15 protein-coding genes are annotated in these 11,664 nt (G+C 58.7%); 13 read left to right on the top strand and 2 right to left on the bottom strand.

Annotated features, from left to right (window positions below; all coding sequences use genetic code 11):
• The 10 genes from AB4Z35_RS21665 to AB4Z35_RS21620 all read left to right on the top strand — a co-directional run.
• Positions 1–339: electron transfer flavoprotein subunit beta/FixA family protein (locus tag AB4Z35_RS21665; RefSeq protein WP_442099315.1), on the top strand; the 339-nt coding region annotated here is incomplete at its 5' end.
• Between the two features lie 2 nt (positions 340–341).
• Positions 342–1,271 (top strand): electron transfer flavoprotein subunit alpha/FixB family protein, encoded by a 930-nt coding sequence (locus AB4Z35_RS21660; RefSeq protein ID WP_442099313.1) that lies wholly within the window; start codon positions 342–344, stop codon positions 1,269–1,271.
• Between the two features lie 119 nt (positions 1,272–1,390).
• Positions 1,391–2,227 carry a substrate-binding periplasmic protein gene (locus tag AB4Z35_RS21655; RefSeq protein ID WP_442099311.1) on the top strand — a complete coding sequence of 279 codons (837 nt, stop codon included), beginning with the start codon at positions 1,391–1,393 and terminating at the stop codon, positions 2,225–2,227.
• 9 nt (positions 2,228–2,236) lie between these two features.
• Positions 2,237–2,593, top strand: a complete 357-nt coding sequence (locus tag AB4Z35_RS21650; protein WP_442099310.1) for a DUF4398 domain-containing protein — start codon at positions 2,237–2,239, stop codon at positions 2,591–2,593.
• The gene (locus tag AB4Z35_RS21645) at positions 2,590–3,402 is read left to right on the top strand and encodes an OmpA family protein (RefSeq protein WP_008004329.1); all 813 of its coding nucleotides are present in this window, start codon (positions 2,590–2,592) and stop codon (positions 3,400–3,402) included. The genes AB4Z35_RS21650 and AB4Z35_RS21645 overlap by 4 nt, the downstream gene beginning before the upstream one ends.
• Before the next feature lie 201 nt (positions 3,403–3,603).
• A complete protein-coding gene (locus AB4Z35_RS21640; RefSeq protein WP_007973699.1) occupies positions 3,604–5,043 on the top strand; it encodes an aminotransferase-like domain-containing protein in 1,440 nt (479 codons plus the stop codon).
• Between the two features lie 80 nt (positions 5,044–5,123).
• Complete coding sequence (locus tag AB4Z35_RS21635) at positions 5,124–5,603, top strand: translation initiation factor 2 (RefSeq protein WP_442099308.1); 480 nt, start codon at positions 5,124–5,126, stop codon at positions 5,601–5,603.
• Between the two features lie 166 nt (positions 5,604–5,769).
• On the top strand, positions 5,770–6,024 hold the full coding sequence (locus tag AB4Z35_RS21630) for a YkgJ family cysteine cluster protein (RefSeq protein WP_008004333.1): 255 nt from the start codon (positions 5,770–5,772) through the stop codon (positions 6,022–6,024).
• A 96-nt stretch (positions 6,025–6,120) separates the two neighbouring features.
• Positions 6,121–6,726 carry an START domain-containing protein gene (locus tag AB4Z35_RS21625; protein ID WP_277530731.1) on the top strand — a complete coding sequence of 202 codons (606 nt, stop codon included), beginning with the start codon at positions 6,121–6,123 and terminating at the stop codon, positions 6,724–6,726.
• Positions 6,727–7,229: 503 nt separating this feature from the next.
• Positions 7,230–9,323 (top strand): LTA synthase family protein, encoded by a 2,094-nt coding sequence (locus tag AB4Z35_RS21620; protein WP_442099306.1) that lies wholly within the window; start codon positions 7,230–7,232, stop codon positions 9,321–9,323.
• 58 nt (positions 9,324–9,381) lie between these two features.
• Here the strand turns inward: AB4Z35_RS21620 and AB4Z35_RS21615 are convergent, their stop codons facing one another.
• Positions 9,382–9,540, bottom strand: coding sequence for a DUF3309 family protein (locus AB4Z35_RS21615; RefSeq protein ID WP_442099317.1), 159 nt, complete (start codon positions 9,538–9,540; stop codon positions 9,382–9,384).
• Positions 9,541–9,819: 279 nt separating this feature from the next.
• On the opposite strand from AB4Z35_RS21615, the gene AB4Z35_RS21610 reads away from it, so the two are divergent.
• From AB4Z35_RS21610 to csrA, 3 genes are all read left to right on the top strand, one after another.
• Positions 9,820–10,635 (top strand): SDR family oxidoreductase, encoded by an 816-nt coding sequence (locus tag AB4Z35_RS21610; protein WP_442099304.1) that lies wholly within the window; start codon positions 9,820–9,822, stop codon positions 10,633–10,635.
• 64 nt (positions 10,636–10,699) lie between these two features.
• Entirely contained in the window at positions 10,700–11,032 is a 333-nt protein-coding gene (locus AB4Z35_RS21605) for a YnfA family protein (RefSeq protein ID WP_008004345.1), read from the top strand.
• 154 nt (positions 11,033–11,186) lie between these two features.
• Positions 11,187–11,372: a carbon storage regulator CsrA gene (gene csrA, locus AB4Z35_RS21600; RefSeq protein ID WP_008004347.1), complete on the top strand. Its 186-nt coding sequence runs from the start codon at positions 11,187–11,189 to the stop codon at positions 11,370–11,372.
• 5 nt (positions 11,373–11,377) lie between these two features.
• On the opposite strand, the gene AB4Z35_RS21595 is transcribed toward csrA, so the two are convergent.
• On the bottom strand, positions 11,378–11,605 hold the full coding sequence (locus tag AB4Z35_RS21595; protein WP_003199186.1) for a YheU family protein: 228 nt from the start codon (positions 11,603–11,605) through the stop codon (positions 11,378–11,380).
• Between the last annotated feature and the right edge of the window lie 59 nt (positions 11,606–11,664).

Raw genomic sequence — 11,664 nt, 5'->3', positions numbered from 1 at the left:
GGTCAGGGCACGTTCGCCTCGAAAGTCGAAATCAGCGGCGACAGCGTAGCTGTAACCCGCGAAATCGACGGCGGCGCGCAGACCGTTTCCCTGAAGCTGCCGGCCATCGTCACCACCGACCTGCGTTTGAACGAGCCGCGCTACGCGTCTCTGCCAAACATCATGAAAGCCAAGAAGAAGCCTCTCGAAGTGCTGACTCCGGACGCTTTGGGCGTTTCCACCGCCTCCACCAACAAGACCGTGAAAGTCGAAGCGCCGGCTGCACGCAGCGCGGGTATCAAGGTCAAGTCGGTGGCTGAACTGGTCGAGAAACTGAAAAACGAAGCGAAGGTAATCTAATCATGACTATCTTGGTAATCGCTGAGCACGACAACAAGGTTGTGGCTCCTGCCACCCTGAACACCGTTGCTGCTGCCGCCAAAATCGGTGGCGACATCCACGTTCTGGTTACTGGCCAGGGTGTTGGCGCCGTGGCTGAAGCCGCTGCGAAAATCGCTGGCGTGAGCAAAGTGTTGGTAGCTGACAACGCTGCCTACGCGCACCAGCTGCCGGAAAACGTTGCTCCGCTGGTAGCTGAGCTGGGCAAGGGCTACAGCCACATCCTGGCTGCCGCTACTTCCAACGGCAAAAACATCCTGCCGCGCGTTGCCGCTGCACTGGACGTTGACCAGATCTCCGAGATCATCTCGGTAGAAAGCGCTGACACCTTCAAGCGTCCGATCTACGCCGGTAACGCCATCGCTACCGTTCAATCGAACGCTGCGGTCAAAGTGATCACCGTGCGTGCCACCGGTTTCGACCCGGTTGCAGCTGCTGGTGGTTCCGCTGCCGTTGAAGCCGTTGGTGCTGCCCACGACGCTGGTATCTCCAGCTTCGTCGGCGAAGAACTGGCCAAGTCCGATCGTCCGGAACTGACCGCTGCCAAGATCGTCGTTTCCGGCGGCCGCGGCATGCAGAACGGCGACAACTTCAAACACCTGTACGCCCTGGCCGACAAGCTGGGCGCTGCCGTCGGTGCTTCCCGCGCCGCGGTCGACGCAGGTTTTGTTCCGAACGACATGCAGGTCGGTCAGACCGGCAAGATCGTTGCGCCACAGCTGTACATCGCGGTCGGTATCTCCGGCGCGATCCAGCACCTGGCCGGCATGAAAGACTCCAAAGTGATCGTTGCGATCAACAAGGACGAAGAAGCGCCGATCTTCCAGGTGGCCGATTACGGCCTGGTGGCAGACCTGTTCGAAGCCATCCCTGAGTTGGAGAAGCTGGTCTAATCCGGCTGCTTCACTTATAAAGAGCCCGGCCTTTTGGTCGGGCTTTTTTTTGCTCTTCTGTAGGAGCAAGCTCGCTCCTACAGGGGGGGCATAACCGGGTATGAGTGGAGTGTGAAGCCATGGATCTGCGCTGTGTGTGGAGCTTGCTGGGATTGACGCTATTGCCAGCGCTGTCTTTCGCCGCAGGCAAATGCGAACGCCTGGTGGTGACCGGCAGCCCGGACGCGCCACCGTACCTGTGGCAAGACCCGCAGAATCCCAAACACCTGATCGGTGCCAGTGCCGATTTGCTGCAGCAAGTGGCGGGGGAGTCAGGGCTCAAGGTCGAACTGCTTTATGCCGGCAAACGCGCCCAGGCCCTGGACGAAGTGCGCAGCGGACGCATGGACATGCTAGCGGACGCACCGTTGACGGTCAGCGAACTGGAAACCCTGGATTACATCCATCCACCCTTGCTGGTAAACGACTATCTGGTCTGGACTCGCAAGGACTCGACGCTGGTCTACAACGAAGCACAAGACCTGCACGGCCATCCCGGTGCCGTGTCGGAAAAGGCCCGATTGACCCCGCAATTCAGCACCTTTGCCGCACAGCAACTGACCCTCGCGCGCACGTCCAACCTGACCCAGGCCTTTCAAAAACTGCTGTTGGGCGAGGTCGAGTTTGTACTGGCGGGACGTTACTCGGGCATGGCGACCGCACAGACACTGGGCATGGGCGGTGATCTGGTCGCGCGCTCGCAACCGGTCGACAAGTCTGGCCTGTACCTGGCGATTTCCCATGACTCGGCTTGCAACGATCCGTGGTTGCGCGGACAGTTGGCCAAAAAGATGACAGAATTGCCCGCGTCCGGACTGACGGAAGCCGTGCTGATGCGCAACATCGAGCGCTGGAAGGCACAACGCTCACAACCGCAGCAACCCTCGCAACAACCCGTCAGTACCCCAAAACAGTAGGGATATTTAGTGAGTATTCGACCTCTTTTCGCTGCCGTGGCCTTTGCGGTCCTGGCGGGTTGTGCAACCGATCCTGCGCCGAGTGAACAAATGCGCCTGACCGAACAGGCACTCGAACAGGCCAAGGCCGTGGGCGCCACGGCAGACGATGTGCCGGAAATGAAGCTGGCCGAAGACAAGTTCAACCGCGCCAAGGGCAACATGACTGATCAATCCTTCAAAAACGCACGCATGCGGGCCGAACAGGCCGAACTCGATGCGCGTCTGGCTGAAGCCAAGGTATTGACGGCCAAGAGCGAGGAACAGTTGAACGTGCTTGATACCCGCATCACCCGCCTGCGCAAGCAACTGGGAGATGCCGAATGAGCCTCAAGACTAAAGCCCTCGGCGGTTTGATCCTGGCAGGCTGCGCGAGTCTCTTTGGCTGTGCCAGCCAGCACAGCGAGTCCGCGTTGCAGCAGGCCGGTGCCGACTTTCAGAAGGTCAAGGAAGACTCCAATGTGCTGCGAATCGCCCCCAAGGACGTGATTCGCGCCGGTGAGTCCCTGGCCCGTGCCGATCGCCTGTCCAGCTATTGGGGCAGCGGTTCGGACGTGGTGCATTACGCCTACCTGAGTCAGCGCTATAGCGCCATTGCCCGGGAACACACCAATCAGGTGCTCAACGAAGAGCAAGCGGCGAAGCTCGAACTGGAGAGGCAGCGCCTGCAATTGGCACTGCGTGAATCCAAACTGTTCAGCGTGCAGCAGCAAGGCAAATGGCTGGAAGAGCAGATTCTGGCATTAACCACAACCCAGACCGACCGCGGTCTGGTGATGACATTGGGCGACATGCTGTTCGACACGGGCGAAGCGGAATTGAAACCATCGGCCAACCGTGTGGTATTGAAGATCGTGCAGTTCCTGCAACTCAACCCCAAGCGTGTGGTGCGAATCGAAGGTTATACGGACAGTACCGGGGGCAAGCAGGAAAACCTCAAGCTGTCCCGCGACCGTGCGCAATCGGTGGCTGACGTGCTGATGGACCTGGGCATCGACGACAAGCGTATCCAGGTCGAGGGTTATGGCGACGAGTATCCGGTGGACGCGAATGCGTCGGAACGGGGCCGGGCGCAGAACCGTCGGGTGGAAATTGTGTTTTCCGACGAAAAAGGCCAGCTCGGCGCTGCCCGCTAAGGGTTGCGTCGCTGGAAAACCCGGCCTGCCATGCAGCGCCGGGTTTTTTTATGTTCGCCGAATACCGCACAAAACAGTACAGATTTTGCTGACACTGCACTGTATGGTCGACTATTGTGGCAACTGTCCCAGTACACTTCTAAACTGTTCCGGTATTGTTTTACACAAGAATAAAATGCCCGTGAAATCGAGTGCTGCGTCATGACCAATCTTTTGCTCTATCAACGTATTGCTCAACAACTGGCCGAAGACATCCGCCGCGGGGTCTATCAGCCGGGAGAGCGCGTGCCTTCGGTACGCAAGATGAGCTCGCAGCTCAATGTCAGCCACGCAACGGTGTTGCAGGCGTATGCCAATCTCGAGGATCAGGGGCTGATCCGCGCCCGGCCGCAGTCGGGTTACTACGTGCACCAGACACCGGCACTCACCGCACCGACGCCGGATATCGCCCGGGTCGAGCGCCCGGGGCTGGTCACCCGCAGCAGCATCATTCAACAAGTCCTGGTCGAATCCCGTCGTGAAGGTGTCTTCCCTTTGGGCGCGGCCGTGCCGAGTGTCGACTATTTGCCGGTGCGGGCACTGCATCAGCAGTTGGCCAAGGTCACCCGTTTCCATAGCCCGCGGGCCTTCAGCTACATGTTCAGCCCCGGTTTCGAGCCATTGCGCCGGCAGGTGGCGATCCGCATGCGCGATGCCGGCGTGGTGGTCGATCCGTCGGAGGTGGTGATCACTCACGGCTGCGTCGATGCGCTGCAGATGTCCTTGCGCGTCTTGACCCGTCCGGGCGATCTGATCGCGGCCGAGTCGCCGACCTATTACGGGTTGCTGCAACTGGCCGATCTGTTGGGTCTCAAGGTCATCGAGATCCCCAGCGATCCGGCCACGGGCATGAGCCTGGAAGCCCTGCAACTGGCGGCCAACCAATGGTCGATCAAGGCGTTGGTGCTGACCACCCGACTGAGTAATCCATTGGGCGGCACCATGCCGGAGGAGCGGCAGAAACAATTGCTGCGCCTGGCGTCGGACTTCGATATCCAGATTGTCGAAGACGATATCTACGGCGAGTTGATGTTCGAGCAGGGGCGCACCAAGTCCCTCAAGGCTTATGACCGGCTGGACCGGGTGATCTATTGCTCAAGCTTCTCTAAAACCCTGTCGCCTGGCGTGCGGATCGGCTGGATGATTGCCGGCAAGTATCAGCAGGAAATCCAGCGTTTGCAGACCTTCAGCACGCATTCTGCGTGCAGCGTTACCCAAATGGGCATCGCAGCTTATCTGGAAAATGGCGGGTACGACCGGCATTTGCGCTTCATCCGTCAGGAATACCGTAAGAACCTCAGTGCCTTCCAACTGGCCGTGCAGCAGTATTTTCCGGAAGGCACGCAGATGACCCGGCCTACCGGTGGCTTCATTCTGTGGGTCAGTCTGCCGGGGCGGGTCAACACGCAAGAGTTGCACGTGCGGGCATTGCAGCAAGGCATCAGCATTGCGCCGGGTCTGATCTTCAGTAACACCGAGCAGTTCAATCACTGCATTCGCCTCAATTGCGGCACGCCGTGGAACCGTGAAGCCGAGCGCGCATTGATGACCTTGGGCATGCTGGCCACCCAACTCTGCCAGGAAATGGCCGGCGGTTTGTAACAGGCTGCTACTGCGCTTGTCTTGTGGGCTGCAACAGGCGAGCATATGCACCTCTGCCGTTTGCACCCACCGTTGGATACATGAAACCGACTCTTCCTGCCGCCTGGCTTTTGGTCTGCCTGTTTACAAGTATTCAGCCGGCATCCGTCGTGGCGGCTACCGAGCAGGAGCAGACTACCGGCAGTTTCCACGTCGCACCGATAAAAACCGAACCTGTGAAAAAAGCCTCGTCGACCAGGAAACCGGCGACGCCCGTGAAAAAGCGTCCGCCCATTGCCTCCAAATCGAAACCGGCCAGCGAGGTGGCAAAGACTGAGCTTCCGTCTGCGAATCTGGATCTGAGCTTGCCTCGGGACATGGTTCAGGAGCTGAAACCGCCGGGAACGGTGACATTGCCCAAGCGCGAACCGTTATTGCCACAGATGTTTGGCGAAAAGAGCGGCAGCAGTCCGTTCCAGCTCAACGGACGCTTGCTCAGCAATGAAATGCAGCTGCAACTGCGAAATGAAGAGCGCCGCGAGGTCGAAGGCGCGGCACTGGATTTCGAGTTCAAGCAGTAACCTCATCCCGATCCGCGAGCCGCAGACCAGACGCTTTGTCGGAGACTGGCCGGTCATGCTCGTTTGCGCTGAAAAACCCGCTCGCAGGTAATTTAAAACAACTGTTTTAGCGGGTACTCTGTGCACCGTCCTATTACACATTGCTCGTCGCGAGGAGCTTGTCGTCATGAAATGCCGTGAGGGCTGTGGCGCTTGTTGCATTGCCCCGTCCATCAGTTCACCGATTCCCGGTATGCCCAATGGCAAAGCTGCGGGGGAGCGTTGCCTGCAACTTTCCTCCGATAACCTGTGCAATATTTTCGGCCAGCCGGAACGGCCGGCGGTGTGTTCTGCCTTCGAGGCCGACCCCGAGGTGTGCGGAAGCAGCAGCGAAGATGCGATCCGGTTGATTGGCTGGTGGGAGCAAATGACGGCGGCGTGATGTGTGGGCTCGCACCTCCGATCACCTCCGAAAGACCTGAAGGTGACCGGAGGTGCAAGCCCAACGAACAGAACTTCAACAATAAGGAATAAGACTATGGGTTCGCTGCATCGTATTGCTGTGCTGTGTGGTTTGACGGTTGTGCTGGCTACCTCGACGGCCCAGGCCGAAGACTGGAAAGTCAAAAAAGACGAAGACGGCATCAAGATCTCCCTGAGTGAAGTGGCCGGTTCCGACTACAAGGCCTACCAGGGCGTCACGCTGATGAAAACCACCATAGCCAAGCTGCGTGCGTTGCAGGACGACGTGTCCGGAGCCTGCGCCTGGATTCACGAATGCAAGACCCAGAAGCTGCTCAAGCACGAAGGTAACCAGAGCTGGACCTACACTCAGTTCAACACCCCGTGGCCGGTTACTCCGCGTGATTCGGTGCTGCACGTCACCACTATCGAAGGTGCCGATGGCAGCCTGACTCGCAAGCTCGAAGGCGTACCGAAATACCTTCCTGAAGAAAAAGGTTTCGTCCGGGTCGCCAAGGTCGACGGTTTCTGGAAGTTCGTACCCAAGGGCGACCAGATCGAAGTGACCTATCAGGTGCACACCGAACCGGGCGGCAGCGTGCCGTCGATGGTGGCCAACAAGTTCGTGGTGGATGCCCCGTTCAATACCTTGAAAGCCCTGAAAGAACGCGCCGAGAAGTAACCGCGCCGCTCTTTCGATAACGCCCCGACTTGTTCGGGGCGTTTTTCTTTGCGCAATAGGGAAAATGCCGCTCAGTTAAGCCGTCACGCGACCTCTAGCAGCTGGCGAAGCCTGCGTTCGGCTTGTAGCAGCTGCCGAGCCTGCGAGGCTGCGTTCGGCTGCGCAGCAGTCGTAAAACCCGGAGCCCCCGATCTTCCTGAAGAACCGCGCCGGCTGATCTTACGACTGCTTCGCAGCCGAACGCAGGCTTCGCCAGCTACTACAAAGAGCGTGTTTTGCTTGGGGTTTATTGTGTTTCCGGATATGCGTTGCACGAAATTTTCACAAAGTGTCCAAGACAATTCGCCCGCGCCAACATTGCGGACAGTAATCAATGGCAATGCTGCCGTTGATCGTGCAACATTTGCGCACCGCGCAATCCCCGGGGTCTGGTACTGGCCAAAAAGAGGGCAAGGCGCAGCTGTATTTTTGAAACTTCAACTTCCAATGGGTCCTAAAACGACATGGCAATTCCGGACGCCCTGAATCAGCAGCGAGCTTCTAGTCGCCTGCTGCAACCGACCGTCAAATCGCATCTGGCCTACACGCTGTTGTGTGCCCTGGTCATGATGGTCATGTTCAGCCTGCTGCGCGTCGCGCTGCTGGTTTACAACCGCTCGATGATCCTCGACACACCGGCCTCGACCTTCCTCGAGGCATTCGCCAACGGTCTGCGTTTCGACGTGCGTCTGGTGGTGTATCTCAGTATTCCGTTGCTGCTGGCATTGTTCAGCGCCCGGGCCATGGCGGCACGCGGGCTGTTCCGTCTGTGGCTGACGATCGTCTCCAGCATTGCGCTGTTCCTGGGCCTGATGGAGATGGACTTCTATCGTGAGTTCCACCAGCGCCTCAACGGCCTGGTCTTCCAGTACGTCAAGGAAGATCCGAAAACCGTGATGAGCATGCTCTGGTACGGTTTTCCGGTGGTCCGTTACTTGCTGGCATGGGCCGTGGGTACCTGGATCCTGAGCCTGGCATTCAAGGGCGCCGACCGTGCGACCCGTCCCCGTGGTCCGTTCAGTGGCGGCAGCATCGGCACGCGCCAGATTGCGCCGTGGTATGCGCGAATTGCGGTATTCGTGGTTTGTTTGCTGGTTTGCGTGGTAGCCGCGCGTGGCACTCTGCGCCAGGGCCCGCCGCTGCGCTGGGGTGATGTCTACACCACCAACTCGAACTTCGCCAACCAGTTGGGCCTCAACGGCACCCTGCAATTAGTGGCCGCCGCCAAGAGCCGGATATCCGAAGAGCGCGACAACATCTGGAAAGCCACCTTGCCTCAAGAGCAAGCCCAGCAAATCGTGCGTGACATGCTGGTGCTGCCGGACGAAAAACTGGTCGAGGCCGACATCGCCGCCGTACGTCGTGACTACACGCCGCCAGCCGACAAGACCCTGCCGATCAAGAACGTCGTCGTGATCCTGATGGAAAGCATGGCCGGACACTCGGTAGGTGCTTTGGGTGGGCCGGGCAACATCACGCCGTACCTCGACAAGCTTTCGAAGGAAGGCCTGCTGTTCGACCGTTTCTTCTCCAACGGTACCCATACCCACCAGGGCATGTTCGCCACCATGGGTTGCTTCCCCAACCTGCCGGGTTTCGAATACCTGATGCAGACCCCGGAAGGCAGCCACAAGCTGTCTGGCCTGCCGCAGTTGCTCAGTGCCCGTCACTATGACGACGTGTATGTCTACAACGGTGATTTCGCCTGGGACAACCAGTCGGGTTTCTTCAGCAACCAGGGCATGACCAACTTCATCGGCCGTAACGACTTCGTTAACCCGGTGTTCTCCGACCCGACCTGGGGCGTGTCCGACCAGGATATGTTCGATCGCAGCCTGCAAGAGCTCAAGGCCCGTGAAAACGGCAAACCGTTCTATGCCTTGCTGCAAACCCTGTCCAACCACACGCCCTACGCCTTGCCGACACCATTGCCGGTCGAGCCGGTGACCAATCGCGGCAACCTGAACGAACACTTGACCGCCATGCGTTACGCGGACTGGGCGCTGGGCCAGTTCTTTGAAAAGGCCCGCAAGGAGCCGTACTTCAAGGAAACCCTGTTTGTCATCGTGGGTGACCATGGTTTCGGCAACGAACAGCAGATCACCGAAATGGACCTGGGCCGCTTCAACGTGCCGATGTTGATGATCGCACCGGGCATCCAGGAGAAGTTCGGCCAGCGTGACCACACCGTGGGCACCCAGATCGACATCGTGCCGACCATCATGGGGCGCCTGGGCGGCGAGACTCGCCAGCAATGCTGGGGCCGCGACCTGCTCAACCTGCCTGAAGGCGATAAGGGTTTTGGTGTGATCAAACCTTCGGGTAACGAGCAGACCACGGCCATCCTCAGCGACGACCGGATCCTTGTGTTGCCGAAGGAAAAGGACATGGCGCCAAAGTTGTACCAGTACGAAATGGGCGCTACGCCGCACGCCGAGATCATTGCGGATGCACCGCGCACCGCCGAGCTGAAACTCAAGCTCGAAGCGTTCTTGCAAACAGCGACCAAGAGCCTGCTGGACAACACCGCCGGTGTAGTTCACGGCACGCCGCAATAGGTTGTGACGCAACAGAAAAGAGGCCCTTCAAGGGCCTTTTTTTTTGCCAGGCGGATTTTTATATTCGGCCAAGCAAGAGCAGGATCAACAACACCACCAACACCACGCCGATAATTCCGGACGGGCCATAACCCCAGCTTCTGGAGTGCGGGAAGACCGGCAAACCACCGATCAGTAACAGGATCAGAATGACGAGAAGTATTGTGCCCATGTCTATTTCCTTGTCGAAAATGCAGTGGATTGACCATGCCAATCAAGGTCAGCGGGAATGAAGTAAATTCGAGCTGCTTAAAAATTCCGACTCTTGCGCCTGCAGGAAAATTCCAAGTTTTTTTGAAGTATTTCGCACGGGTTCTTATTTCTTTTGTGGTGGCCTTGGTTACCTCAGGCGCTCCCGCGGTTTGCTCGGGCCATTCAGCAATCTGATGGAGCGTGGGTCGGGCAATTTCCTTCGCTACACTCGGTGCATCTTCCGAGAACAACAAGGCTGTTTGCTATGCAAAATCGCATGATGATCACTGGTGCAGGCTCTGGCCTGGGTCGCGAAATCGCGCTGCGCTGGGCGCGTGAAGGCTGGCAACTGGCTTTGTCGGACGTCAGCGAGCCCGGTTTGCAGGAAACCCTGAAGCTGGTCCGTGAAGCCGGCGGTGATGGTTTTATCCAGCGCTGTGACGTACGCGATTACAGCCAATTGACGGCGTTCGCCCAGGCCTGCGAAGTCAAGCTCGGCGGTATCGATGTCATCGTCAACAACGCTGGCGTAGCGTCTGGCGGGTTCTTCAGTGAGTTGTCCCTGGAGGACTGGGACTGGCAGATCGCGATCAACCTGATGGGCGTGGTCAAGGGCTGCAAGGCTTTCCTGCCATTGCTGGAAAAAAGCAAAGGCAAGATCATCAACATCGCGTCCATGGCCGCGCTGATGCAAGGCCCGGCGATGAGCAACTACAACGTGGCCAAGGCGGGTGTGGTGGCGTTGTCCGAAAGCCTGCTGATCGAGCTGGCGCATCAGGAAGTCGGCGTGCATGTGGTGTGTCCGTCGTTCTTCCAGACCAACCTGCTGGACTCCTTCCGCGGCCCGACCCCGGCCATGAAGGCCCAGGTCGGCAAGTTGCTGGAAAGTTCGCCGATCAGTGCCGCCGACATCGCCGATTACATCTATCAGCAGGTCGCCGCCGGCGAGTTCATGATCCTGCCCCACGAACAGGGCCGCATGGCCTGGGCAATCAAGCAGAAGAACCCGCAGTTGCTCTACAGCGAAATGACCGTCATGGCCGATAAAATGCGCGCCAAGGCCAGGCAATCCGCAGGCTGATCTTGCCCGCAGGCAACGCTGTGGTTAGGGTGGCCGCCATCGGCCATCCTTGCGAGACGCTTGCATGCTCAATTACCTGTGGTTTTTCCTCGCTGCGCTGTTCGAAATTGCCGGTTGCTTTGCCTTCTGGATGTGGCTGCGCCAGGGTAAAAGCATGTGGTGGGTGGTGCCGGCGCTCCTCAGCCTGACCCTGTTCGCCCTGCTGCTGACCCGTATCGAAGCCACCTACGCCGGCCGCGCCTACGCCGCTTACGGTGGCATCTACATCATTGCGTCAATCGGCTGGTTGGCCGTGGTCGAGCGGATTCGTCCGCTGGGTTCGGACTGGCTTGGCGTGGCGCTGTGTGTGATTGGCGCGAGCATCATTCTTTTCGGGCCGCGATTCTCCGCGTCCTGACAGGTCGTCCCTACAATCACCCGGCGTGTCAGACGTTTCCGTCAGCGGGGTGGCTCAGGGGCTGTCAGTCCAGTCCGGTTTGCTGTCGGAGCATTGTAGGCGTACCACGGGCCGGGCATCTTCAAGGGCCAGTAACCCCTGAAGGACACTCCTCATGCTCGTACTCACTCGCCTTGTGGGCGAAACGATTTCCATCGGTGACAACATTTCCGTGCGCGTTCTCGCGATCAACGGAAGCAACGTGCGCTTTGGCGTCGAAGCGCCTCAGGACGTTAATGTGCACCGCTGCGAAATCTACCAACGCATCCAGAACAAACCGGCGAAAACCAAGGGGCGCTGAAGGCCTCAGTCAAACAGGTGCTTGGGCACGTCATGCTTGAGCATCAACTGGCATTGCTCGCTTTCCGGGTCGAAGACAATCAGTGCCTGGCCCTTGGTCAAGGCCTGGCGCACGCGCAATACGCGGGTTTCCAGCGGTGTATCGTCACCATTGTCGGTGCCGTCGCGGGTCACGAAATCCTCGATCAGGCGGGTGAGGGTGTCGACTTCAAGTTGGTCGTGGGGAATCAGCATAGGCACCTCGGTTGGATCAATGGCGCGATGCTACGGCGAATGACCGGTATCGGCTAGCC

It is taken from the genome of Pseudomonas sp. KB_15 (genome assembly GCF_052114525.1).
In the GTDB taxonomy this organism is placed as follows: Bacteria; Pseudomonadota; Gammaproteobacteria; order Pseudomonadales; family Pseudomonadaceae; genus Aquipseudomonas.
The sequence above is the reverse complement of the archived record's forward strand: the minus strand, read 5'-3'. Positions and strand labels throughout refer to the sequence as shown.